21 protein-coding genes are annotated in these 26,499 nt (G+C 45.1%); 8 read left to right on the top strand and 13 right to left on the bottom strand.

Annotated elements, in window-relative coordinates; genetic code table 11:
- The 3 genes from selD to VIM91_RS07620 form a co-directional block, all read left to right on the top strand.
- A partial coding sequence (gene selD, locus VIM91_RS07630) for a selenide, water dikinase SelD (protein WP_331864225.1) occupies positions 1-738 on the top strand: 738 nt, incomplete at its 5' end.
- Positions 735-1,826 (top strand): tRNA 2-selenouridine(34) synthase MnmH, encoded by a 1,092-nt coding sequence (mnmH, locus tag VIM91_RS07625; RefSeq protein ID WP_331864224.1) that lies wholly within the window; start codon positions 735-737, stop codon positions 1,824-1,826. The genes selD and mnmH, both read left to right, overlap by 4 nt.
- A 242-nt stretch (positions 1,827-2,068) precedes the next feature.
- A complete protein-coding gene (locus tag VIM91_RS07620) occupies positions 2,069-3,826 on the top strand; it encodes a methyl-accepting chemotaxis protein (protein WP_331864223.1) in 1,758 nt (585 codons plus the stop codon).
- Positions 3,827-3,896: 70 nt separating this feature from the next.
- On the opposite strand, the gene adk is transcribed toward VIM91_RS07620, so the two are convergent.
- The 7 genes from adk to VIM91_RS07585 form a co-directional block, all read right to left on the bottom strand.
- Positions 3,897-4,544 carry an adenylate kinase gene (adk, locus tag VIM91_RS07615; protein ID WP_331864222.1) on the bottom strand — a complete coding sequence of 216 codons (648 nt, stop codon included), beginning with the start codon at positions 4,542-4,544 and terminating at the stop codon, positions 3,897-3,899.
- Positions 4,545-4,609: 65 nt separating this feature from the next.
- A complete protein-coding gene (locus VIM91_RS07610) occupies positions 4,610-5,479 on the bottom strand; it encodes a fructosamine kinase family protein (protein WP_331864221.1) in 870 nt (289 codons plus the stop codon).
- Complete coding sequence (locus VIM91_RS07605) at positions 5,476-7,878, bottom strand: penicillin-binding protein 1A (RefSeq protein ID WP_331864220.1); 2,403 nt, start codon at positions 7,876-7,878, stop codon at positions 5,476-5,478. The genes VIM91_RS07610 and VIM91_RS07605 overlap by 4 nt, the downstream gene beginning before the upstream one ends.
- A gap of 292 nt (positions 7,879-8,170) precedes the next feature.
- The gene (locus VIM91_RS07600) at positions 8,171-8,401 is read right to left on the bottom strand and encodes a hypothetical protein (protein WP_331864219.1); all 231 of its coding nucleotides are present in this window, start codon (positions 8,399-8,401) and stop codon (positions 8,171-8,173) included.
- Positions 8,402-8,550: 149 nt separating this feature from the next.
- Positions 8,551-11,361, bottom strand: coding sequence for a bifunctional diguanylate cyclase/phosphodiesterase (locus tag VIM91_RS07595; protein ID WP_331864218.1), 2,811 nt, complete (start codon positions 11,359-11,361; stop codon positions 8,551-8,553).
- 93 nt (positions 11,362-11,454) lie between these two features.
- On the bottom strand, positions 11,455-13,854 hold the full coding sequence (locus tag VIM91_RS07590; protein WP_331864217.1) for a methyl-accepting chemotaxis protein: 2,400 nt from the start codon (positions 13,852-13,854) through the stop codon (positions 11,455-11,457).
- A gap of 154 nt (positions 13,855-14,008) precedes the next feature.
- Positions 14,009-14,869 carry a YicC/YloC family endoribonuclease gene (locus VIM91_RS07585; RefSeq protein WP_331864216.1) on the bottom strand — a complete coding sequence of 287 codons (861 nt, stop codon included), beginning with the start codon at positions 14,867-14,869 and terminating at the stop codon, positions 14,009-14,011.
- An 87-nt stretch (positions 14,870-14,956) separates the two neighbouring features.
- On the opposite strand from VIM91_RS07585, the gene rph reads away from it, so the two are divergent.
- From rph to VIM91_RS07565, 4 genes are all read left to right on the top strand, one after another.
- A complete protein-coding gene (gene rph / locus VIM91_RS07580; protein ID WP_331864215.1) occupies positions 14,957-15,676 on the top strand; it encodes a ribonuclease PH in 720 nt (239 codons plus the stop codon).
- A gap of 64 nt (positions 15,677-15,740) precedes the next feature.
- Positions 15,741-16,322, top strand: coding sequence for an RdgB/HAM1 family non-canonical purine NTP pyrophosphatase (gene rdgB, locus VIM91_RS07575; RefSeq protein WP_331864214.1), 582 nt, complete (start codon positions 15,741-15,743; stop codon positions 16,320-16,322).
- A gap of 41 nt (positions 16,323-16,363) precedes the next feature.
- Positions 16,364-17,563, top strand: coding sequence for a radical SAM family heme chaperone HemW (hemW, locus tag VIM91_RS07570; protein ID WP_331864213.1), 1,200 nt, complete (start codon positions 16,364-16,366; stop codon positions 17,561-17,563).
- A gap of 7 nt (positions 17,564-17,570) precedes the next feature.
- On the top strand, positions 17,571-19,667 hold the full coding sequence (locus tag VIM91_RS07565; protein ID WP_331864212.1) for an AsmA family protein: 2,097 nt from the start codon (positions 17,571-17,573) through the stop codon (positions 19,665-19,667).
- Between the two features lie 23 nt (positions 19,668-19,690).
- Here the strand turns inward: VIM91_RS07565 and VIM91_RS07560 are convergent, their stop codons facing one another.
- Positions 19,691-21,013 (bottom strand): DEAD/DEAH box helicase, encoded by a 1,323-nt coding sequence (locus tag VIM91_RS07560; protein WP_331864211.1) that lies wholly within the window; start codon positions 21,011-21,013, stop codon positions 19,691-19,693.
- A gap of 188 nt (positions 21,014-21,201) precedes the next feature.
- Here VIM91_RS07560 and VIM91_RS07555 point away from each other — a divergent pair, with 188 nt between their 5' ends.
- Complete coding sequence (locus VIM91_RS07555; protein WP_331864210.1) at positions 21,202-21,720, top strand: hypothetical protein; 519 nt, start codon at positions 21,202-21,204, stop codon at positions 21,718-21,720.
- A 44-nt stretch (positions 21,721-21,764) separates the two neighbouring features.
- Here VIM91_RS07555 and VIM91_RS07550 read toward each other — a convergent pair whose 3' ends face one another.
- The 5 genes from VIM91_RS07550 to typA form a co-directional block, all read right to left on the bottom strand.
- The gene (locus VIM91_RS07550) at positions 21,765-22,406 is read right to left on the bottom strand and encodes a hypothetical protein (RefSeq protein WP_331864209.1); all 642 of its coding nucleotides are present in this window, start codon (positions 22,404-22,406) and stop codon (positions 21,765-21,767) included.
- Between the two features lie 12 nt (positions 22,407-22,418).
- Positions 22,419-22,994 carry a hypothetical protein gene (locus tag VIM91_RS07545; RefSeq protein ID WP_331864208.1) on the bottom strand — a complete coding sequence of 192 codons (576 nt, stop codon included), beginning with the start codon at positions 22,992-22,994 and terminating at the stop codon, positions 22,419-22,421.
- Positions 22,995-23,013: 19 nt separating this feature from the next.
- Positions 23,014-23,355, bottom strand: a complete 342-nt coding sequence (locus tag VIM91_RS07540; protein WP_331864207.1) for an Hpt domain-containing protein — start codon at positions 23,353-23,355, stop codon at positions 23,014-23,016.
- Between the two features lie 147 nt (positions 23,356-23,502).
- Complete coding sequence (gene pip, locus VIM91_RS07535; RefSeq protein ID WP_331864206.1) at positions 23,503-24,462, bottom strand: prolyl aminopeptidase; 960 nt, start codon at positions 24,460-24,462, stop codon at positions 23,503-23,505.
- A 12-nt stretch (positions 24,463-24,474) separates the two neighbouring features.
- Entirely contained in the window at positions 24,475-26,295 is a 1,821-nt protein-coding gene (typA, locus tag VIM91_RS07530) for a translational GTPase TypA (RefSeq protein WP_331864205.1), read from the bottom strand.
- Positions 26,296-26,499: the final 204 nt, after the last annotated feature.

Below are 26,499 nucleotides of genomic sequence, written 5' to 3'. Positions count from 1 at the left end.
ATTTTTGGTTGGCCGATTGATAAACTGGCAGCGGATGTAGCCGCCCAAGTTATTGCAGGCGGGCGCAGTGTTTGCGAAGCCGCCGGTATTCCGTTGGCGGGGGGCCATTCGATTGATGCGCCCGAACCCATTTTTGGTTTAGCGGTAACCGGTTTGGTTGAAAATAAATTTTTAAAGTGCAATCACATGGCTGAGCCAGACTGTGAAATCTTCTTAACTAAGCCTTTAGGCGTGGGGATTTTAACCACGGCACAAAAACAGCAAAAAATTGATGCAGATGACCTAAACAGTGCGATACAGGCCATGTGCCAGTTAAATTCAATTGGCACCGAATTAGCACAGTTAGACTCGGTTAAGGTGATGACGGATGTAACCGGTTTTGGTTTGCTAGGCCATTTAATTGAGGTTTGCGAAGCTAGCCAAGTACAGGCGCGCTTGCGATTAGATCAAGTGCCTTTGTTGCCAAAGGTTGAATCCTATTTGGCGCAAGGTTGCGTTCCAGGCGGCAGTGCTCGAAACTGGCAGAGTTTTGCACATAAAGTAGGCGAACTGGATGCGAAAAGTCGAGATTTGTTGTGTGATCCACAAACTTCTGGTGGCCTGTTGGTGATGGTTAAGCGTGAAGGCGTGACGGAATTTTTAGATGTTTGCGCACAACACGGCTTAAGTTTATCGTCGATTGGTTCGACTTTTACAAGCACCAGGCCTGGTACTTGTGTTGTTGAGGTGCTGGTGTGAATAACGAATTACCCACCACCGATGATTTTCGATCAATTCTGTTAAATCAAACCCCGCTAATTGATGTGCGCGCACCTATAGAATTTGCCAAAGGCGCGTTGCCGAATGCCATCAACTTGCCCTTAATGCAGGACAGCGAGCGTCAACAGGTTGGGCTTTGTTATAAACAACAAGGTCAACAAAAAGCCATAGAGCTTGGCCATCAGTTAGTGAATGAAGCGGTGAGAAAGCCCCGTATTCAGGCCTGGTGTAACTTTAAAAACCAACACCCGCAAGCTTTGATCTATTGTTTTCGGGGTGGTTTACGTTCTCGTATTTCACAGCAATGGATGACGCAAAATGGTTGTGAGATAACGCGAATCAAGGGGGGCTATAAAGCCTTTCGACAATATTTAATGCAGTCATTGGATGAAATGGCGATTAAGCTCCAATCTGGCCAGCGCATGCCTTGGGTGCTGGCCGGCCGTACAGGTTCCGGTAAAACGCAGGTGTTAAATTCGGTCAGTTTTTCCGTTGATTTAGAAGGCTTAGCGCAACATCGTGGTTCGACCTTTGGGCGCCATGCTTGGGCGCAACCCAGTCAAATTGATTTTGAAAACCAACTGGCGGCCCGTATGTTCGAGTTAGATGCACAGGTTCAGCCAAATTGGTTGTTTGAAGATGAAGCACGTAACATTGGTTCGGTGCATTTAACTCAGGCTTTATATGCCGCAATTAAATCGGGTGGTCGCATTTTAGTTGAAACGCCATTTGAGCAACGTCGCCAGAATATTTTGTCGGAGTATGTAATCGAAGCGCAAGGCGAATATGCTGATTTAGGGGCTTGGGTGGATTACATGCAATCGCGTTTTGAGCGTATCGCCAAACGTTTAGGTGGCGTGGGTTATGCACAGGTCAGACAGGCTTTCGACCAGGCCTGTTTGTGGCAGCAACGCACAGGTGACTTGGTTAAACACCTAGCTTGGATTGATCAATTACTCACCGATTACTACGATCCCATGTATGACTACCAGTTAAAACGTTACCCTCAACCCTTTGTGATGCAAGGCTCAGCGGTGGAGGTGGTGGCCTATTTAAAAAGTTTTTAACACCATTCTTTTAAATCAGCAATCCGGTTCGAAACTGGGTTGCAAATCCAGCCTGGTTTCTAGTCGAGTGTTATCAGCCTCTACGCAAATCTTATAACTATCCCCTCTCTCAATCCAAAATAACTATACAAATTGTATACAAATAACCAAGCAAGTTTGTCGGATCTATGTATAATAATTGTAACGTTATCTTTTCGTAATCTCGTCACTGGATAACCACCATAAATAATGAGGTGAGGAAGATGTTTAACAAAAAACTTAAAAACCAATTACAAACCTGTCAACAACGCAGCCTAGAGCTCGAATCGGTATTACAGGCTTTGGATAAATCCATGGCGGTGATCGAGTTTACGCCACAAGGTGAGATTCGCCATGCTAATCAAAATTTTTTGGATGCGGTCGGTTACCAGTTGAATGAAGTGGTTGGTCAACATCACTGTATCTTTGTGCCAAAATCTGAACAAAGCTCAACCGAATATCAACAGTTTTGGCCCGCGCTCGCTCAGGGTAAGGTTGTTCAGCAACGTTTTAGTCGGTTAAATAAACAGGGGCACACTATTTGGTTAGAAGCGAGTTATAACCCTATTTTTAACGAACACAATCAGGTTGAAAAAGTGGTGAAGTTCGCCACCGATATTACACAGCGCGTACAAGCCGAAACGGAATCGAATGCCAAAATTGAGGCTATCAGCCGCGCGATGGCGGTGATCGAATTTGATTTGCAGGGAAATATTTTAACCGCGAACCCAAATTTTTGTCAGGCGGTGGGTTATGAATTAGCTGAAATAAAAGGCCAGCATCATCGGATATTTGTTGATTCAGGTTATGCTAACTCAGCCGAATATCAAGCGTTTTGGGCGAGCTTAGCAAAAGGTGAATTCAGCAGCGGAACCTATCGCCGATTTAAGAAAAACGGCGAAGAGATTTGGTTAGAAGCCAGCTATAACCCAGTGTTTGATGTAGATGGTAAGCCCTACAAGGTGGTCAAATACGCGACGGATATTGGCTCCAACAAAAACATGCGACTACTCAATCAGGTAGTAGATGATGCAACTCAGGTTTTAATTTGTTTTGCCGGTGGCGATCTAAATGTTCGCATGAAAGAGCATTTGGCCGAAGATGAAGAATCCATGTTCCGTGATCAAATTAAACTGCTTTCTGATGGTTTTAACGCGATGTCAGAAAAATTAACTGACGTGATCCAAAACGCGATTCATACGTCCGATATTGTGAGTCATGCCGCTGATGAAGTGGCCAAAGGGTCGGGGGACTTGAGTCAACGCGTTCAACAGCAAGCGGCGGCGATTGAAGAAACATCGGCGACCATGGAACAAATGACCTCCGCGGTGCAAAACACCACTGAAAATGCTCAACGTACTGCAAATATGGCTAAAGAGGTTCAAGCCAAGTCAACTGACAGCGCGCAGGTGATGCAAAAAACGATTGAGGCCATGTCCGAAATTCAGGCTTCCAGTCATAAAATTTCAGAGATTGTAACCCTGATTGATGGCATCGCGTTTCAAACCAACTTATTGGCCTTAAATGCCGCAGTCGAAGCGGCTCGTGCCGGCGATCATGGGCGTGGATTTGCGGTGGTCGCCGGTGAAGTACGCGCTTTGGCGCAAAAATCGGCGGAAGCGGCGAAAGACATTAAAAATCTGATTGACGAAAGTGTTACACGTATTAATGAAGGCACTCGTTTAGCCACCGAATCCGGTGAGTCGTTAGATGGTATTACCTTATCGATTGATGAAATGGTGGCGATGATTACGCAAATTGCTCAGGCCTCCGTTGAGCAGTCTGAAGGCATACGTCAGGTGAATAGTGCGATTGCACAAATTGATGATGCGACCCAGCAAAATGCGGCGTTAGTTGAAGAAACCACGGCTGCATCTCATACCCTGAGTGAGCAATCGACGCATCTACAAAAAGATATGGCCTATTTTGAAGTGCCCGTCAGTTCGTCTAAGCCAAAATTTAGGTTAGCGCTTGCATCCTAGTGGCGTAAAACGTTAAGCCTTTAAATAAAAAAACCGCGCCAATAGCGCGGTTTTTTAGGTTGGCTTTGGATTATTTTAAAGCCGAAATAATCGCTTTTTCGACCTTAGCGATCGGCTGTGTGCCATCAATGCGCACGTATTTCAGTGATGGGTTTTTATCAGCCACGTTTTGATAATAGTCCACCAAAGGCGCAGTTTGTTTGTGGTAAACCGCTAAACGATCTTTGACTACTTCAGGCTTGTCGTCATCACGCTGTACTAGCTCTTCCCCTGTTTCATCGTCCTTGCCTTCCTCTTTAGGCGGGTTATAGACGATATGGTAGGTACGACCAGAGGCCAGATGTGCACGACGGCCTGACATACGCTCAACAATTACATCATCCGGCACATCAATCTCTACTACAGCATCAATACTGACACCAGCTTCGGCCAAGGCATCCGCTTGGGGTACGGTACGTGGAAAGCCGTCTAATAAAAAGCCTTTTGCGCAATCGGGCTGTGCAATGCGTTCTTTAACCAAACCAATAATCACCTCATCCGTGACCAACTTGCCTTCATCCATAAAAGATTTAGCCAGTTTACCCATTTCAGTGCCCGCTTTGATTGCAGCGCGAAGCATGTCGCCGGTCGAAATTTGCGGAATAGCGTATTGCTTGGTTAAAAACTGAGCTTGGGTGCCTTTGCCCGCGCCGGGTGCGCCTAATAGAATGAGTTTCATAAATGTGTCCTAATCGTTAAAAGCAAAATCAAACCCGGGATTATACCCCAACTGATTGATTTAAACTAAGCGGTCAATTCAGCTAAAAGACGCTCGGCTTGCTTAGCGTAGTAGCCGCCAAATAGGTTGTAATGGTTCAAAATATGATAGAGGTTGTATAGGTTTTTACGACTTTGGTAGCCGGGATCAAGTGGCCATTCCGCTTCGTAACCAGCATAAAATTGTTCACTATAGCCGCCAAATAATTCGGTCATGGCAATGTCGGTTTCACGATCGCCATAATAGCTGGCCGGGTCAAAAATTAACGGTAAACCTTGGAGATCAAATGCACTGTTACCGGCCCACAAGTCGCCATGTAACAGAGAGGCTGGTGGTTGATAGGTTTGAAAAAACACCTCGACTCGATTGATCAAGCGTTCACCCAGTTCGATTAATTTTAGCGATGCACCGTTTTGTTGCGCCAGTCCAAGCTGAGGTTTAAGGCGTTGTTGGGCGAAAAATTCGGGCCAGTTATCATGCCAACTATTTAGTTGTGGCGTGTGGCCTAGATAATTGGTTTGTTGCCAGCCGAACTGGTCATGAGTTTGGCGGTGCATTTGTGCGAGCTGTTGGCCACGTAAATAATCATCACCTTGCGCTTGCATCTCTATATATTCCAATAGCAACCAGGTCTGCTGCTGGTTAGCACCATGCTGAATGACTTGTGGACTACGTAATGTTTGACTGGCCTGAATCACCTGGAGCGCCAAAGCTTCACTGGCAAACAAGGCTTCTGCTTTAGGGTGATTGGTTTTTAAGAAAAGATAACCTTGGTTGGTTTGTAACCACCAGGCCTGGTGAATGTCGCCACCACTCACACCTTTGGCTTGTTTAACTTTAACCTTATCCCCTAAGGCTTGATGCAGAATCGGGGTTAACCAAGCCAGATTACTCACTGAAATAACTCTCGGGTTAAGTCACGCAAATTGGTGGGGGTGACATCGGGAATTTCAGGCGCATTTTTTTCATAAAATAATTCAAAAATAGCTTTGGGTGTATCAGCCGGTACCGGTGTTCCGGTGTTCGGATCGATTGGGATATGCACCAAGCCTTCAGGCTGTAAAAAAGGTGCGTCTGGAAACTCTTTAAGTGCTTCACGCATATAGTTGATCCAGATCGGTAAGGCCGCACGCCCAGATGTTTCACGGCGTCCCAGGCTGCTTGGGTTATCAAACCCAACCCACACACTGCTTACTACATCCGGGTTGTAGCCAATAAACCAGCCGTCAAATTGTTGGTTAGTGGTTCCGGATTTGCCGGCAATATCCATACGATCCAACACGCGCGCACTTCGGCCGGTGCCATACTGAATGACGTCCTGCAACATTGACGTCATAATATAAGCATTTTGCGGAGTGATGACTTGAGGCGCTAAGCTTGGATCGTTTTCGAAACAGTGAAGTTGACAGGATTTCTTAGGTTCGGCCTTATAAAGCGCTTTGCCATTAAAATCACGCACTTCTTTAACGAAATAAGGCTCAATTAAATAGCCGCCATTCGCAAACACAGCAAAAGCACGCGCGGCTTCTAGAGGCGTAAATTGCGCTGATCCCAAAGCAAGCGATAGGTTGCGTTGTTTGTTTAACTCATCTAATGGCAAACCAAATAGGCTGGCATGATGAATGGTGGGATGAATCCCAATATCTTGCAATAAACGTATCGGCACTAGGTTTCGCGAATAGGCAATTGCTTGGCGAATTCGAGTGGGGCCATAAAAACGGCCGGAAAAGTTTTCAGGACGCCAAATATCTTCTAAGGCGTCATCGTGGAATACCACCGGCGCATCATTAATAACGCTGGCGGCGGTATAACCCCGCTCCAATGCCGCTGAGTAAAGAAACGGTTTGAAGGCCGAACCCAATTGTCGTTTGGCTTGAGTGGCGCGGTTAAAGGTACTTTTAAAATAATCAAACCCACCCACAAGCGAATAAATCGCGCCATCTCTTGGGCTTAAAGACACCATGCCAGTTTCAACATTTGGGTTTTGCGCTAGGGTCCATTCGCCATTTTGTTGGTGAATATAAACCACGTCACCCTTTTTAAGGATATCTTCGGCTGATTCAGGAGCTGGGCCGGTGTGGTTAACGTCTAGAAAACGCGCTGCCCATTGCATGGTTTCAAAGCGAATTTTCACCTCGGAACCATCGCGAATCATCAACCAGGCCTGGTCCTCGGTTACGTCTGTGACCGCACCGACCGCTAAATCACCGGGCGCAGCAAATTGACCAATGGCTTCTAAAATTTGTTCGCGGTTGGTCATCACAGTCGGAACCAGCGAAATCAACGGGCCACGAAACCCATGTCGACGTTCATAATCTTGCAATCCGTCACGCACCGCTTGATTGGCATATTCTTGGTGCTGACTATCAATTGTAGTGATAATCGTCAGCCCCATATTAAGTGCATCTTCACCAAATTGTTCCAGTGCCCAACGACGTGCCATTTCGGCTACATAGTTGGCTTCAACTTCTATTCTGACGCCTGTTAAGGTGACTTCAATGGGGGCACTTTGTGCCAGAATCATTTCATTTTGCGTGATAAAACCTAATTCTTGCATACGACGCAACACATAGTTGCGTCGTTGCTTAGCGCGTGGTGGATTAACCACCGGATTGTAAGCCGAAGGTGCTTTGGGCAAACCAGCAATGGTCGCGAACTCATGTAGTTCCAAATCGACGAGCTCTTTACCGTAATAGGTTTTCGCAGCGGCGGCCACCCCATATGAACGGTGCCCTAAAAAAATCTTGTTTAAGTAGAGCGCCATGATTTCTTGTTTGCTAAGTTCATGTTCAATTTTGTAAGACAAAATAATTTCATTGAGCTTTCGGGTATAGGAGCGTTCGCTGCTTAAAAAGAAGTTACGCGCTACCTGCATGGTAATGGTGGAACCACCCGATTGCTTAGAACCCGTGGTAATTAATTCAAAGACGGCGCGTGCAATGCCTTTAAAGTCAACGCCACCATGTTCATAGAAGTTTTCATCTTCGGCTGAAATAATAGCTTGTGTCATACGCTCAGGAATTTGGTGATACTCCAGTGGTAAACGACGTTTTTCGCCAATTTCGGTGATGAGCTTGCCATCTTTGGTTTCAATGCGCAGTGGCACTTGATAGGAAATGTTTTTTAAAGTCGAGGCATCCGGTAAGCTTGGATAGACCTTGATGACGTAAGCCGTTAAGGCTAATACAGGAATTAAACCGAGAATGAAAGCCGTGAGAAACAGGACTTTCCAGATCGAACGTTTTTTAGTTTTCGGCGCGTTTTGGCCGGATGAATCTTGATTGTCAGATGCCATGGTTTGTTCTGTAACAGCTTAATTTAAAAAGGCTATTGTACGTTAATTAGATCAGTTTGGGTATGCTTGACATGAAAGCTTCATCTTTGTTTTGGCTGAAGTTTTGATGATTAAAAACGTTTTTTGTTGGGTTTGAATCTTAAATCTTTTTTGGCGAAAAGAGGTAAATCGAGACAATCGAAGGCAGAAAATGTGAGGGGTTCTTGAGCGCACGAAGTCCAGCAACAAAAAAGCCTCCCCACTTTGTTATTAAGATGGGGAGGCTTTTTTTACACAACAATCGAACTGTTGATTATCCGCGGTTTTTATAACGACCGGTTTTAATGTCGCTCCAAGCCATAAATAGGCCGCCACCAACAATCAATACAACGGCTGAAATGACGCCAATCATGCCAATAACTTGCAATAGAGATGCCGGTAAAAGATCTAGATAGATGCCCATGAAAACCAATAAAGGCAGGACAAATACTACAGTCACACCAATAATGAATTGAACTAGGTTTTTCTTGTCTTTTTGATCCATGTTTATCGCCTCAAAATAGTTTTATAAGTTTACGTTGGTGAAATATACCGCTATCACTGCTAAATTTCAAATCTTAGTTGCCACTCGATCAGTGAAAGTTTGATTTCGGTCAAGAAATCAAACGCTAAGCGGATTATGAATACAGCTTGCTAGGATAGGGCTAGGTTGTTGAGCGACGCTAAATCCTGGGGAGCCCCATATTCATAACCTTGATAAAATTCGACACCATATTCTTGCAGTTTGGCGGCAATTTCAGGGCTGCTAACAAATTCAGCGACCACTCGTATGCCAAGTTTTTTTGCAATATTAATAATGCTTTCGGCGACCAACAAGCTATTTTTGTCATCCAATATTTTGCTAATAATTGAGCCATCGATTTTTAGGTAATCCGCTTCCATTTGCACTAAATAGGAGAAATTAGAGTAGCCGCTGCCAAAATCATCAATTGCAATTTCGGCGCCGCGCGATTTGGCATCGACAATAAATTGATGAATATTGGTGTAGTCTTGGATGGACTCAGTTTCGGTGACTTCAAAGGTTATTTTGCCCTGGGTTAGATCACACAAACGATCTAACAAATACTGTCGTAGTTGTTGGTTTTCTATGTCATGAATCGATAAATTAATCGAAATATTGGCCTGGATTTGGTTTGCAAAGGCAAGCGCGGCATCATAAACACAGCGTGTTACTTGCGGGTAATAGCGTGTTTGCTTGGCGATGTCTAAAAATTGTGCGGGGCTAATAATCTCGCCATTGGTTGAAACCATGCGTACCAGCGCTTCATACTTTTTCTCAGCTGGGTTAAGCGGATTCACTATCGGTTGATAAAAATTAACGATACGCTGGTCTTGTAAGGCATCACGCAGTCTATGTAGCCAGAAAACATGGTCAAGTGAAGTTGAAATATGCGCCTGCTCAATCGGAATGTTGTTCGACAAAGGATTGAGTTTCGCTTTAGATAAAGCGCGCTCGGCGAGTTGCAGTTGATAGCGCTCACCTTCTCCAATACCAAACACAACATCTAGGTCAATTAGTGCGCTTTCAACTTGAAACGGGTTTTCAAGCGCTTGTAATTTGATGGTTTGAAGTATGGAAGCAAAATCCTGAGATGACATGGCTTGCTCGGATCGAATCACAAACTGGTCGCCGTGAATGCGGTATAAACCAAAGCCATGGTGCAGGCAGTGCTCTGTTAACCAATTTGAAAACACCATGAGGATTTGATCGGAAAAATCAAAGCCATAAAAGTCGTTAAAAGCACGAAAGTTGCGGATATCAAGTAAGGCCAAAAACAGCGAGTTATCGGACTCCATGTCCATTAAAAGCTGACGTCGATTCGGCAAGCCTGTGAGCTTGTCAAGTCGCTGTTCTTTTAGTTGCTGTTCTTGTTCAACCAGTGCGGTGATATCTTTACGAATACTGATGTATTCAATAATGTCGCCGTTTGCATTGGTAATCGGCAAAATACTACTTTGTACAAAATAAGCGCGGCCATCTTTGCGTTTATTTTTAATTACCCCATTCCAAGTTTTTTTGGCTTGAATCGTCGCCCAGAGTTCTTTAAACACCTCGCTGGGCATGTCGGGGTGACGCAATACATTGTGGTTTTTACCGATGACTTCGTGTTCTTGGTAACCGGAAATTTTTTCGAAGGCTTTATTGATGTAGGTAATCGTACCGGCAAGGTCGGATTTGGAAACAATCGCCGTTTCATCCAACGCATTTTTATATTGTTCAAGAAATTGAATATTGTTATTAAGTTCTTGAGCGGTCACATTCGCTAAGTGTGCCAACGAGCGCATAGTCGAGGCGTTAAGAAGTGGTTGAGAATCCTTCTTTAATTTAACGGTTGGATTTGGCTTAGCCGATTCAGAAAGCGTTAAAAATGTGGTACTGATGTTTAATAACGCATTGGTTTTTTGATGGTGAAAGTATTCGCCATAGGTAAAGAAACCGGCACTTGACGCAAGCGCCGCTAGGGCTTTGAGTTCAGGTTGAATGTGCTCTTTTAAAAAAGCGTGACGTGCGGTGCAAGAGTAAATAAATATCGATTCCACTGGGTGTTCGATACCCACTTCAGCCGCTTTCTGGGTCGAGGCCTGTATCAACTGAGTGTAATCGGCCACGCCAAAATGAACCTGGTCGCCCTCTTGGAAACGCCCAGCATAAATCAAACCACCATCATGGGTTTGCGTCACGGCTGAGCGACCAATCTGTAGCCCGTCTTGTTGAATAATAAGTGGGAATTCCATAATATTTTGTGGAATATTCAACGCGACCTCATCGCCTAAATAATGTCGGTACACATCAAGAACGGGTTGATGGTCAAGTTCAAAAACCACATCATCTTGGCAGCGTGTCACCGTCATTTTGGGGCCGATGGGAACCCAATTTAATACAAAGTCATTATGAAGTATTAAATCCGGGTTGATTAAAAATACGCCCACTACGCCTTGTTGATAGATCTGTGATTGATGAATGAGTAGGCTATATTTAAAAGCATCGTTATCTCCAGCGTTGCCACCGGAAACCATCAAGTCGGGCGAATGATCACTCAGTGCCTGTAGTAAGCGATCGGGCGGAGATTGCAGGGTGTCGGCAAATAAAATCAACCCTTTAGCTTGCAGATTTAGCGCCTGTTTAGCTAGCTCTAGGCCTTGTTGATAACTGGTATCAGCGAGGTAAAAATTAGCAAGCTGAGTCGATTCGAAAAAACTAAAGCTAAGCAGAATCTGCTGATTTAAAACCTCACCGTCAACAATTTCACCACTGGTGGATGCACCAATCACTTTAATCTGAGGGTGCGTGTTCAAAATCGCGTTTAATAGCGTTTGAACGAGCACCGAATCCTGTTGTCCTGTAAACACTTGCAATAAAATCGACGAATGCTTAAACACATCTTGTTTTAAAAAGTGGTTTAAAGCATCCGCGGATTTATAGAGATGGTTGATCGTTTGCACAAAGCGTCCTGAATAAAGAGAGTTAAAGAGAGGTCTCTTTAACTCAGAGTCGTTAGCGTAATTTAAGCTTTTTGGTCTAGTTAATTAGCTTAGTTAAAATTCAGCCCATTCATCTGCATTCTGTTCAGGTTTGGCGGGTTGCGCTTTTTTAACTGGGGGTAAGGCCGCGGGTTTTTGAGCGGGCTTAGTTGGTTTCGGATTGGCCGGTTTCTCCAAGGCTTTATTTGACTTGGTGGGTGCGGCTTGTGAGCGTTGACTTAGTCCTCGAATCTGACGTTCGCCTTTTACATTGCCCGTGGTTTTAAAGAAGGCCATATCTTCTGATAAGTTACGCGCCTGTTCACTCATGCTTTCAGATGCAGCGGTAGTTTCCTCTACCAACGCAGCGTTTTGTTGAGTAACCTGGTCAATGCTGTTGATCGCATCATGCACCTGGTTGATGCCAGAAGCTTGTTCACCTGAGGCTTTCGCAATTTCATTGATCATGGCGGTAACTTCATTGACCGAGCCGGTAATGGCTTTGAGCATATCGCCCGATTCGGAGGCTAGTTTAGTGCCGTGGTCAATGCGGCCAACACTTTCATCAATCAGCTTTTTGATGTCTTTGGCGGCTTCGGCCGATTTTTGTGCCAGGGCTCGCACTTCACCCGCGACTACCGCAAAGCCACGCCCATGATCACCGGCTCTGGCCGCTTCAACCGCCGCGTTTAGTGCGAGTAAGTTGGTTTGGAAAGCAATGCCATCAATCAGGGTAACGATGTCGGCAATTTTGTGGCTCGATGCCTGAATCGAGTTCATGGCTTCAATGGTTTGTTGCATTACCTCGGAGCCTTGGGTGGCTTTAGCTTGGACATCTTGGGCTAGATCAGCGGCTTGGTTTGCGTTTTGAGTATTGTTTTGAATCGCTGAGTTCATTTCGTCCATCGTAGCAGAAGTTTCTTCTAATGCGGCGGCTTGTTGTTGAACGCGTTCGCTTAAGTCATTTGAGCCTTGTGAAACTTCATTGGCTGCGCTATCGACCACATTGGCGGCTTCAATCGCAACCGATACAATGCCGTCTAGACGAGAAATAGAGCTATTAATTGCATGAGTTAATTGACCCAGCTCTCCTTCAAAATCATTTTCAATGGTTTGAGTTAAATCGCCTTCGGCCATACCGGTGGTGACACGAATGACATCGTTCATCGCACCTTCAATCGCATCCATCAGTTCATTAATAGATTGACTCAAGTCCTTGGCCACACCATCCACTTTTGCTAAGTCGATGCGATCACTTAAATAGCCAAGCTGCGCGCGTTCGACGGTCGCGCCTACATTTTCAAGTAGTTGCACTTCTTCGGTTAGGTCACTCCATTCGACCAGTGTTGCGGTACGCACGCCAACACGGTTTCTAAGTGGAAGCATGGTAAGTTCAAGGTGAAAGCCTGCGATGTTGACTTTGACAGAGGTCGACTCCGTTAATTTTGAAATCATGGCACGCTGGTGCGATGGGTTTTTATGGAACACATCAATGTTTTTACCAATCAGGGTTTTGGCGTCAAAGTTTGATGCGATGGTTTTAAGGTCGGCTTCGCGCTCCTCAAAAAACTCATGCATCGAGTCGTTCATATAAATAATATTGTGATTGGCATCGGCAATCATGATATTGCTTTGTAATTTATCCATCGCGCCTTGAAGTTGGCGAGCACGATCCAGCTGGTAAGCACTTTCTTCACGTTGTTCTAGGAAAGATAGATTGGTGGATACCACCGCATTGCGTAGTTTGCCGGAATAGGTAACCGGGTCATAATTAAGCTCCGGCAAGGTTTCGCCACTGGCGAGTTGTCTGAGTGAATCGACCGCACTTTGTTGAGTACGCGTTAAGCTGATCCCGTAACCAATTAAAATGGCAACCAATAAAAGCGCCAATATCTCATTTAATAGAGGGCTGATTAAGCTGATACCCATCAGAACCAGCAGGTTGGGGATTAACGCCAACACCACACCCACCATTCCTAATTGTAGAGCCGGATTAAGATGCGCAAAAATATTCCACTTATGTGTGTTTAAGCCGTAGATAACGCGACCGTGCTTGATTTTAGCTTTACCGGCCGCAATGTCGCGATAGGCTTGAGTGGCAGCTTGTTTATCCGCGGCATCAATGCGCGAGCGCACAGACATGTAGCCGGTGATCTCGCCGTCTTTAAAGAGGGGGGTGGCGCGTGCCTTAACCCAATAGAATCCGCCATCTTTGCGACGATTTTTAACGAGCTGAGTCCAAGGGATACCGGCCTTTAAGTCCGCCCACATATCGGCATAAACCGCGGGGGGAACATCTGGGTGGCGAATCATATTATGCGGTTGTCCAATCAACTCATCGCGGGTAAATCCGCTGGCGGCTTCAAATGCATCGTTACATTCTAAAATGGTGCCAGCTAAGTCGGTTTTGGAGACCAAAATTTGGCCTTTAGCGACTTCGTATTCATTATTGTTTATGGGTTGATTGTTGCGCATTCTGTTCCCCCAGAATTAGTAGTGAAAAGCGAACTTATTAGATTAAAAGCACTTTGATGCTTTCATCATTATAACCCTATTATTTGTCGCGTAATAAGTTCCGCGCAATTATACACTCGTTGTTAAAATAGTATACAAATAGTTATACATAATCTTATACAATATTTTGAACCTGTTCGCGCATCTGTTCGATGAGCACTTTTAACTCGACACTCACTTGGCTGACACGACTATCAATAGACTTAGCGCCTAAGGTATTAGCTTCGCGGTTGAGTTCTTGCATTAAAAAATCCAAGCGACGGCCAATGGCACCCGATTCATGCGTAACACGTACCACTTCATCTAAATGTGTTTGAAGACGATCGAGCTCTTCGGCGACATCAATTTTTTGCGACAAGATGGCCACTTCCATCGCCAGTCGATCTTCATCAATTTGTTGGCTGAGTTCGCCAACCCGTTCACGTAAACGCTGTTGGTATTGATCGATCAGGCTTGGCAAAATCGGGCTAAGACGATGAATTTGTGCACGCATGGCATCGGCTCGTTGCAAAATGAGTTGCGCCAGTTGCTCACCTTCGCGCTGACGCGATTGGTTAAGTTGTTCTAGCGCTTGTTCAAATGTATGCAGAATGTCTGAATGGATTTGTTGCATATCAGGCCTGGTGGCTTCGACCAGGCCTGGCCATTGCAATAACTCGAGTGGATTTATTTGGGTCGCTTCCGGTAAACGTTGCTGGATATGACAAATAGCTTGATTAAGCTGCGCTAAAAGCGTGTCGTTAATCGGTAGTTCAGCGTGGCTTTGATTTAAATCGAGTTTTAACACCAGCTCAATTTTCCCGCGTTCCAATTGTTGTTTACACCGTTCACGTAATGGCATTTCAAGCGATCGATAAGCGTCTGGTAGTCGAAAATTAAGCTCCAAATAGCGCTGATTAACCGCACGAATCTCCCATTGAATTTGGCCCCATTCGGTTGTGTGATTGAGGTTGGCAAACGCCGTCATACTCTTCATTTAGCTGGCCCTAGATGGTTTATAATGGCCCCATTTTACCGCTTAGGAATTTAAGCGTCCAACTCATTGAAAGCAAAAGGAAACGCCATGCGACCCAGCGGAAGAAACGCGCCAGCCCTAAGAGATATCAGTATTACGCGACACTTTACTAAACACGCCGAAGGCTCGGTGTTGATCGAGTTCGGCGACACGAAAGTGATTTGTACGGCGACGGTTGAAGATACCGTGCCACCCTTTTTACGTGGACAATCGCAAGGTTGGCTTACTGCCGAATATGGCATGTTGCCGCGCTCAACCAATACCCGAATGCGCCGCGAAGCTTCGGCCGGCAAACAGGGTGGGCGCACTTTAGAAATCCAGCGTTTAATTGGTCGCTCATTGCGCGCGGCTTTGGATTTAAAAAAGCTCGGTGAACGTACCATTTATATTGATTGCGATGTCATCCAAGCGGATGGCGGCACACGCACCGCTTCGATTACGGGCGGCTTCGTTGCGCTGGTGCTGGCGTTGGAAACCTTAATTGAGCAAGGCAAGTTGACCGAAAACCCATTAGCGCATTATATTGCGTCGGTTTCGGTGGGGGTTTATAAAGGTGAAGTGGTCGTCGATCTGGACTATGCCGAAGATTCAAATGCCGATACCGATATGAATTTAGTGATGACCGAAACTGGCGATTTTATTGAGGTACAAGGTACAGCTGAAGCTGCGCCCTTTAGTTTAGCGCAAATGAATCAAATGATGAGTATGGGGCAAGCGGCCATTTTTGAGCTGATTGAAAAACAAAAACAAGCGATTAAACAAAGCTAACCCCTTATAAACCGTCAGTTCAACCCAGCACCAGGCCTGGTGCTGGAAAGCAAAAGGAAAAACCATGCAAACCTTGGTGTTAGCCACCAATAATGCCGGCAAACTGAAAGAATTGCTGGCATTGTTTCCAGATAAAGATGTCAGACCCCAGTCCGACTTCTTTAGCGAACAAGTTGAAGAAACCGGCTTGAGTTTTATTGAAAACGCCTTACTAAAAGCGCGTTTTGCCGCGCAAAAAACCGGCCTACCGGTGATTGCAGATGATTCGGGCATCGAAGTTGCGGCCTTAAATGGCGAACCGGGTATTTATTCAGCGCGTTATGCTGGAGAAGGGGCAACCGATACACAAAACCTCTATAAGTTATTAGAAGCCATGCATGGCGTACCCGAAACACAACGCCAAGCCAGTTATTATTGTGCGATGGTGTGTGTGCGTCATGCCAACGATCCCACGCCTTTGATTGGTTTGGGGCGTTGGCATGGTGAAATATTGCGTCAACCTCAAGGGGACGGTGGGTTTGGTTATGATCCGATTTTTTATTTGCCAGATTACCAATGCAGCGCCGCCGAAATTGGTGCGGAATTGAAAAACCAAATCAGCCACCGCGCCCAAGCACTGCAGGCCTTAGTTGCACAACTTGCCTAACCAGGCCTGGTGCTTTGTTCTTCCACTAAGCAAGATTAATTATGATGCATTTTAGCCAACCTTTGCCTTTATCGCTTTATATTCACTATCCTTGGTGCGTGCAAAAGTGTCCCTATTGCGATTTTAATTCGCATGATCTAAAAGCGGGCATCGACTTGGCCACACAAGAACAAGTTTATTTGCAAGCTTTGGTGAAACAACTGGAATCGACCCTGCCGATGATTTGGGGGCGTCAAATTCAATCGATCTTTTTTGGCGGCGGTACACCTAGTTTAATGTCGGTAGAAGGACTGGATTGGCTGATGTCGCAGTTGCGCGCCTTGCTGGGCTTTGGTTCCGATATCGAAATCACTCTAGAAGCCAATCCCGGAACGGTTGACGAAGCTAAGTTTGCTGGCTTTCGTCAGGCTGGCATTAACCGGCTTTCAATCGGCATTCAAAGTTTTAACGCCGATCATTTAAAAGCCCTTGGTCGTATTCATGACGACCACCAGGCCTGGTCGGCGATAGAAGCCGCCAAAAAAGCCGGCTTTGATAATTTTAATTTGGATTTAATGTTTGCTTTGCCGGGTCAAACCCTTGAGCAAGCCCAACAAGATGTGACGCAAGCTTTAAGTGCCCAGCCCAAACATATTTCGCATTATCAGCTGACCTTAGAACCCAACACCCCTTTTTATAGGCAACCGCCGGTTTTACCCGATGAAGATTTAGCCTGGGATATGCAACTGGCTTGCCAACAGCAATTCAAGCAAGCCGGTTATGAGCATTATGAAGTGTCGGCTTATGCGCAACCCCGCCAGCAAAGTCGACATAATTTGAATTATTGGACATTTGGTGACTACATTGGCTTGGGGGCCGGCGCACACGGTAAATTAACCCTACCGCAAACGGCTGAAATCTGGCGTTCGCAAATGCCGGCCTCACCGGGCGCGTTTGTGCGTTTAATGGATAAACCCGCTGACTTAACTACCAGGCCTGGTGGTTCGCCATCTTACGGACGTTGGCAAACCGTGGCTGAAAATGAGGTGACGTTTGAGTTCATGTTGAATGCGCTACGCTTGCAACAAGGCTTTGATTTAGAGTTGTTTAACGCACGTACAGGCTTGGATTTAGAAACCATTGAGTCAAAATTGGCACAAATGGCAAAAGAAAATTGGATAATTCGAACTGAAAATAAGCTAGAATTAACTCCCCAAGGTCAAAAATATTTAAACTCGCTGATCGAACTTTTTTTGGAATAGGTGATTTATGAGACACAAAATTAATCGTGGACTCAGAATTTTAGTCGTGGTGTTTTTTTTAGTACCGGTATTTGTATTAACCGCGTTTTTTGGTGCCATTAGTCTGATGGATTTTAACCAATATAAACCCATGATAGAACAAGAAGTGGCCGCCAAAACAGGCTATCAGTTGCGCATAAACGGCGAGCTCGAAGCCAGCGTGATTCCTTTGCAGCTCAAAATTGGACCCAGCGAACTGCGTCATGCAAGCTTTGAAAGCGAAGATCCGTTATTGGCGTTTGAGAAGATTAACCTGCGTGTGTCGTTAGTGGCGCTGTTATTACAAGCCAAGGTGCATTTGCTTGGAGTGGAACTGTTTGAGCCACGTATTCATTTGCAAGTCGACGAACAAGGTCAAACCAATTGGGGAAGCCAGTTAGCTTCGGCTCCGTCACAAACTAACGCTTATTTTAAAAAGGTTAATTGGCAAAGCGTTAATCAAGCGCCTGAACAAGTCATTGAACAGAGCGCCATGTTGGCCGAGCGTTTTGATATTAAATTAAGCAATGTCACTTTATATGACGGCCTGGTAAGTTGGCATAATCCTGCGCACAATCAACACTACGAGCTTTCAGATCTCGAGTTAATGGCGTTTGATGTTGAGTTGGGACAAGGTTTTGATTTGCAATTTCAAGGTCGATTAAAAAATGAACAAACTGGCCATTATTATGATGTCGATCAACAGGGTCACATCTCGATTGCCAAGGATATGAAATCCCTCTCAGTCAAACAGCTGAATGCCGATATGAGTTTATTTTGGCCGCAAGCCATGGATCGTAATGAGCTAAAAATTCAACTAGCGTTAAACGGCCTGAACTGGCATCAAGCGGATAAACGCATTGATATTGAATCCGCCAAGCTAAACGCCTTGGATGCGGATGTGAGTTTTAGCTTAGCAGGCCATTATGGTGATCAGTTAGATTTAGCAGGCCAAGTCGCTATTGATTATCTGAATCCGCGTCAATGGCTCGATTACTTTGAATTGCCTTATCCTAATTTTGTCGAAAAACAAGCTTTGAGCCAATTAGAGGGGACGTTTAACTGGCAGCTGACCCCCACAAAGTCGCAGTTGGAGGAGATCGACCTCACGCTGGATAAGACTCAGATTAAAGGTTACTTTAACTATCAACATAGTGCACAGTCGAGTTATCAGTTTGATTTGGCGATGGGCGATCTGAATATGGATTTTTATGCAGCTCGTATAGAGGACACAACACCAGAGTCACAAACCACAAGCACACAAGAATCGGCTGAAACACAGAAAGAACCACTTAAGGTGACAGCCGAGAAAATTTATCTACCCGTTGGTGTGCCGGTGCGTACCTTGCGCGAAAGTCAGATTCAAGGCCAATTACAAGTGGAGGCTTTGCAAATTTGGCAAGGGCAATATCAGCAAGTTCAAATGGGGTTTAATGCTGAGTATGGCAAGCTTGATATCGCGCCGTTTGATGCCGATTTATATGAGGGGCACTGGCGCAGTCAGTTGAAAGTCGATGTGAATAACGACACGCCGCGCTTTCACTTTAAAGGCCAATTAGAGAATGTGAATGCACAAGCCTTTTTGCGAGATGTGTCGAACTACGATTTATTAAACGGCACACTGTCGAGCCATTTTGATTTACGCACCGCGGGCAGTAATTTGGATGCAATCAAATACAACATGAATGGTTTGTTTCGTGCGGACTTAGTAGATGGCGCTTATTTGGGGGTGGATTTAAATCGTTTACTGCTTGGACAAGCTATTCAGGCTGGGGATGCCACACCTTTAGAAAGTGTGCGTTTAGGTGGTCAAGTGGTGAATGGTATTTATCATCTGCAACAAGCCAGCCTAAAAAGTGACCGGTTTGATGCCAAAGCCTTTGGCAAAGTACATTTGCCGAACGCAACCTTAGAAACCGAGTTGCATCTTACTTATCAAGATCCACCCGAAGCCTTAGCTGTGTTGAAAGGCATTAAAGTACCGGTTACGTTAAGCGGTTCAGTCACTAAGCCAGACTGGCAAGTGGATATCGATAAGTTGTTGGGCGCGGATAATTTAAAACGTTTAATGCGTTTCTTTAACTAACGCCCAACAAAGAGTCGTGATATTTAAGAGTCGGCTTTGTTTCGTGAAGGTGTTTTGACACGATCACGGCTCGGCCAACGCGTGGCCTTGGGTTTGGCTGTGCCAGCTGGTTTATGACTGGTTGAACCAGGGCGACCACCTCGGTTATTGCCCCCATTTTTGGCTGCTGGACGACGTTTTGGTTTGCGATCCATCGATGTGGCCGGCACTTCGTGTTTAGGTTCAAAACCCTCTTCATAACGACGTGTCAGTAACTTACCTGTTAAGTGTTCAATCGCGGCCAATAATTCGACTTCATCCGCACTCACCAATGATAAGGCTTCACCCTTAGAACCAGCACGACCAGTACGACCTATACGGTGCACGTAATCTTCCGCGACATTGGGTAAGTCAATATTGATCACATGCGGTAATAAATCTATGTCGATGCCTCGTGCGGCAATATCGGTCGCCACTAATACACGGATTTTATTGGCTTTAAAATCGGCCAGTGCTTTGGTGCGCGCGCCTTGGCTTTTATTGCCATGCAAAGCCGCCGCCGGAATACCAGCTTGTGCCAGTTTTTCGGTCATGCGATTGGCACCATGTTTGGTTTTGCTAAAGGCCAAAACTTGTTGCCATTGGTTGCTGGCGACTAGGTGAATCAAGAGTTCAGTTTTGCGCGCTTTATCAACCGGAATCACAGTTTGTTCCACCAGTTCAGTAGTTGAATTTGGTGGCGTGACCGACACTTCTAACGGTTGGTTTAAAAACTGTTTCGCCAACTCCCGAATTTGACCCGAGAAGGTCGCCGAGAACATGAGGGTTTGGCGTTTTTTCGGCAAGACTTTAACAATGCGTTTTAAATCGTGAATAAAACCCATGTCCAACATACGATCGGCTTCATCTAAAACCAGAATTTCTAGCTTGTCGAACTTAACCGCGTTTTGTTGATATAAGTCCAATAGGCGGCCGGGTGTCGCCACCAATACATCCACGCCACGACGCAGTTTCATCATTTGCGGGTTAATGCTGACACCACCAAACACCACGGTTGAACTGGCTTTGATATGTTGACCATAATTAACCACACTTTCGTGTACCTGAGCCGCCAATTCGCGGGTAGGTGTGAGCACAAGCGCACGAACTTGGTTCGCGGCCGGACGTTCGCCTTTGGCCAGTAGGTCTAACATTGGCAAGGTAAAACCAGCGGTTTTGCCAGTACCCGTTTGGGCGGCGGCCATTAAATCGTGGCCTTTAAGGACTAAGGGGATGGCTTGTTGTTGGATAGGCGTGGGCGACGTATAACCTTCGTCATTAACAGCGCGCACAAGTGTTTCAGCTAAACCTAGCTCGGTAAATTTCATATTCAAGTCTCATAAAGTTAGTGCGACCTGAATCTGACAACCAAAACCAAATCGCGGGTATAAAAAGAGCGCCAAGCTTACAGGAGATCAGCTAAAAAAGCGAGCAATCTGTTTTACTTAGCTAAAAACTTAAGAGTAGAATTTGGATAGGCGTTTGCCTCAAACAAACAATAACTAAGGAGTTTACCGTGAATAAATCAATTATAAGCTTACTCAGCGCCGCGTTTAGCTTTATGTTCGCTTTACCAGCGTTGGCGATGGTTGCCGATCTCGCCGATCCGGCCTGGGATGGAAAAACCATCCCTAAGGGCATGCAATGTCAAAAGTTTGGTGGCGAAGGGCCTAGAACACCGGCTTTGATGATCAGTGAGATTCCAGAAAAAACCAATGTGTTAATTTTTGAATACAGCGATCGTAGTCATAAACCGATGGATAATGGTGGGCATGGTAAGTTTGGATTTGCGATTAACAACCAAGCGGATTCGGTTTGGGTGCCACAGGTAAGTGGCCACAGCTTTAAACTGCCCAAAGGCTTCTTTATGATTGAAGCTCACCGCAACCCAAAATGGGATAAAGCCGGCGCTTATATGCCACCTTGTTCAGGTGGAAAAAATAACAGTTATTATGTGACCGTTAAAGCCGCGCAAATTGTTGATGACCAACTTAAAATTCATGCCGAAACGAAATTAGAGTTGGGTAAATATTAAGCTGTTATAAGTTGATCTAGCCAAGCACCAGGCCTGGTGCTTGGCTAGTCCGTCATTTGAATAGGGTTTGCGCGATAACGCAAAATATCATTACTGCCCTCAAGCAGCACTAATTCTAAGCCTTTTTGTGGATACAACCAGCGCTCCAGTCCATCTTCCATTTTCTGAATTTCAGCGGCTTCGCCAAAGCGTTTAATAATCGCGTCACGTGTTAAGTTACGGCGAGGTACAAGCGTCACCTCTTTAATCGGATAATCAAATAAGGCTAAGGTATCTTCATTATTTAGCTGAATTTGACGTGCCCCTTGTTTGGAAATGGTGGTTCGCGCCCCGCGTTCATAAAAGGCTTCTAAATCTTGTTCGCTTAAGGCCAGCTTAATCACCAATGCGCCATGAATGGTTCCGATATAAGTTGAACCTAAATAGGCTTCGGCGGATTTAGAGCCATCTTGCATTTCGAATAATTTCACCTCAATATCGCGACCATAAAGTTCGGTCACCTCTTTTAAGGTGGAATAATTGAGCACTAAGCCCAACGCGTTTAAACGGCCTTGTTCATCATAACTTGCGTTCCAAGGAAGTTGCGTTTGTTTAATATCACCGTGATTGTTGGGTGCCAACCAAAGCAAGCCAAAAAATAACACCAGCGTGAGGCCGATGACCCAATATAAAGGACGGTTTTTCATGGAGCGGGTTACCTATTTTGGTTCTGGGCGATCGTTAAACTCACCAAGTTCAGGGTTCGAATTTTCATCTCGAGGAATATACTTGGCAATATTTTTATCGATGATGCCTTTACTGGCATCGTAGACCGAAATACCAGTTTGCATAAAGGTCACAATGACCGCCATCATCACTAAAGCGCCGCTAAAAAAGATGGTGATAATTTCAAAAATCGGGGTAGAGCCGCCATCATCTGAGAAATTATTCATCGCTAACCCGCCTGGCATGATGAACTGCACCAGTTCATAAATACCTACAATGACGATAGCGATTAGGTAGCTGCCAATTAAAATACGGCCTCGACGCCAAGCTAACACCCAGTTAGCAGCAACATACCAGCTATCGGTTTGGCGCTTTTTCTGACCATGGAAATACACGTAACTTAACACCAAGACAGAAATCAGCGGAATTAAAATGAACATTAAAGGCTCACCGCTGGTTTTTAAAATCGAGAGGGATAAAAATAAGTGTGTGAGCAAAATATTGAGGTTAAAAATATGGTGCGGATTTTTGGCGAGATGCGCTTCGCTTTCAGTAATCTGGTATTGCATGAGTGAACCTCAAGTTGGATTAAGAATTCAAATAAAGTTTAATAGCGCTTTCAAGTTCGCTATAAGCTTGTTTAATTTCAGGCCATAAAGCCTGAGCTTTTTTGAGTTCGCCATCGCGGCCAAAATATTCCATTTGCAGACATAATTTTGGCAGGTCAGCGGCACCAATGTTGGACGAGCTACCTTTTAAGGTGTGCGCGTGCCGTTTCACATCGGCGGCATTTTGCTTTTGAATGGCATGATCAAGTTCTTCCATCAATGCGGGTGTGATTTCTAAATAGGTTCTTAAAATTGGCGCGAGGCTATCACCGATCACGCTTTTAAGATGCGCTAAGCTTTTTAAATCAAGGGGCTGACTCATCCGTATTTCCTTATCACCCGAGTGAATGTATTAAATAACCTCTCATAGGTTCATTTAACTTGAATGTTTGAAGTATAACGTAATTTGATCCGTACCGGCGAATCAGATTGAGCAAAATATTAGGTTATTAAACACCAGGCCTGGTGCTTATTGCAAAGTAAACTGGGTTTTGAATTTATTGGTACTAGACACCAGTGCAAGGCTGATTTCATCCTCAAATGCGGAATGTCCGGATTGTTCACAAATAATCAGGTCGGCATTGGGTAATGCGTTTTTTAAAGCAAAAGCTTGATTGATTGGACACACCATGTCGTAGCGTCCATGCACAATCACCGTTGGAATATGTACAATTTTATGGGCCTGATCTAACAGTTGGTTTGGGCTTAAAAACGCCTTGTGGATAAAGTAGTGGCATTCGATTCGTGCCATGGCCAGAGCATGGTGTGGATCAGCAAAATGCTGCACAACATTTGGGTCGGTTTTTAAATTAGACGTGCGACCTTCCCATACTGACCAAGCTTCAGCTGCTCGCATTCTGGCGATTTCGTCCGTGCCTGTCAAGAGTCGGTAATAGGCTTGTACAAGGGCGTGGCGGTCGTTTTGTTCGATTGGTGCAATGAAATCTTGCCAATAATCTGCATAAAATTCACTGGCCCCTTTTTGGTAAAACCAATCAATGTCTTGATCACGACATAAGAAAATGCCGCGTAGAATTAAAGCTTGTACAGTCTGTGGATAACTTTGTGCGTAAGCTAGCGCAAGAGTCGAACCCCAAGAACCACCGAATAGCATCCATTTTGCAATATTCAAATGCAAACGCAGTTTTTCTAAATCGGAGACTAAATCTTGAGTAGTGTTATTTTCTAGACTAGCGTGCGGAAGCGATTGTCCGGCACCACGTTGATCTAAAAGAATGATGCGATAAAAATGAGGGTCAAAAAATTGACGGTGACGAGCGGAACATCCACCCCCCGGGCCACCGTGAATAAACACGATCGGTTGTCCCGTTGGGTTGCCGGATTGTTCGTAATAGAGTTGATGCCCATCCCCTACCTCAAGAAACCCTTGTTGAAAAGGTTCAATCGGTGGGTAGAGATGGGCAGTCATCGTCTCTGGGCCTTATTTACTGCCGCGGCTGTGACGTTTACGGTCGTTTTCCGTTAAGTGTTTTTTACGGATACGAACAAAGTGAGGCGTCACTTCAACCAGTTCATCTTCATCAATGAACTCAAGCGCTTGTTCCAAGCTGAAACGAATCGGCGGTGTTAGAACGATGGCTTCATCGGTACCCGAAGCACGCATGTTGGTTAACTGCTTACCTTTAAGTGGGTTAACGGTTAAGTCGTTGGCGCGACTGTGTAAGCCGATTACTTGACCTTCATATACTTCATCACCATGACCGATAAATAAACGACCACGTTCCTGAAGGTTGAATAGAGCAAAACCTAATGCTTTACCTGTGCCCATAGAAATCAATACACCACGCGTACGTTCACCCACGGTACCTTCAAACTTAGGACCATAATGTGAGAAGCTGCTGAAGATTAAACCGTTACCCTGGGTTGCGGTCATAAATTCAGTACGGAAGCCAATCAAACCACGTGAAGGAATAATAAAGTCGATACGTACACGACCTTGTCCGTCCGGCACCATGTCCGTCATTTCCGCTTTACGAATACCAAGCTGTTCCATAACCGTACCTTGGCTTTCTTCTGGTACGTCAACAGTTAAGGTTTCGTAAGGTTCTTGAATTTGGCCATCTACTTCGCGGAAGATAACTTCTGGACGAGACACACCTAATTCAAAGCCTTCACGACGCATGTTTTCGATTAAAACCGACAGGTGAAGTTCACCACGGCCTGATACACGGAATTTGTTGGCGTCTTCAGTGTCTTCAACACGAAGGGCTACGTTGGTTAATAATTCTTTGTCCAAACGTTCACGAATTTGACGTGAAGTTAAAAGCTTACCGTCCTGACCTACAAACGGTGAAGTGTTAACTTGGAAAGTCATGCTTACAGTGGGTTCATCAACCGTCAAAGCCGGTAACGCTTCTGGGTGGTTTGGATCACAAAGAGTATCTGAGATATTCAATGGGTCTAAACCACTAAACGCAACGATGTCACCTGCGTGAGCTTCTTCAATGTTTACACGGTCAAGGCCGTTAAAACCAAACAATTCAGCCACTTTCGCGTTACGTTTTTTGCCATCTTTATCCACAACCGCTACTGGCATACCAACCTGAACCGCACCACGTTTGATACGACCCGTGCCGATAACACCCTTATAAGTGTCATATGACAAAGAAATACACTGCAACTGAAATGGCCCGCCAAGGTCAACTTCAGGTGGTGATACTTTTTCAACAATGGTTTCAAATACTGGCTGCATGTCGCCAGAACGTACATCTGCATCATAACCAGCGTAGCCGTTGAAGCCTGATGCAAATAAGATTGGGAAATCCATCTGCTCATCAGTCGCACCTAAACGGTCAAACAAATCGAAAGTTTGGTCTACAACCCAGTCAGGACGAGCCGCATCACGGTCAACTTTGTTAACCACAACGATTGGCTTCAAGCCCTGCTGTAAGGCTTTTTGGGTTACGAAACGAGTTTGAGGCATAGGGCCTTCAACCGCGTCCACCAATAATAGAACCGAGTCTACCATCGACAAAATACGTTCTACTTCACCACCAAAGTCGGCGTGACCAGGGGTGTCAACGATGTTGATACGGTAGCCATTCCAAAGTACGGCGGTGTTTTTTGACAGAATCGTGATGCCACGTTCTTTTTCTTGATCGTTCGAGTCCATCACGCGCTCGCCGTGATCTTTGCGGCCGTCTAGCGTACCTGACTGTCTTAAAAGTTGGTCAACCAATGTGGTTTTGCCGTGGTCAACGTGAGCGATAATTGCGATGTTACGAATATGATCGGTGGTCATGAATAAAGCCTGTAGAAACTAACTAAAAATAAAGAAGCGGATTATACTGCAAAAATCAAAGGCTTTTTTAGCTAAATGCTATGAAAAATCAAATAAATACCGAACACGTTGGAAGTTAAGCAAGTAATAAAACGATTCAAAATCATAAAGTGCTGGATGGGTGCCGAGTTGTAAATCTTAAGTTTAAAGTCGACGGCTGATTGA

The organism is Thiomicrospira sp., assembly GCF_036568485.1.
Lineage (GTDB): Bacteria > Pseudomonadota > Gammaproteobacteria > Thiomicrospirales > Thiomicrospiraceae > Thiomicrospira.
Note: the sequence above shows the minus strand (reverse complement) of the source record. Positions and strands in the feature narration are given on the sequence as shown.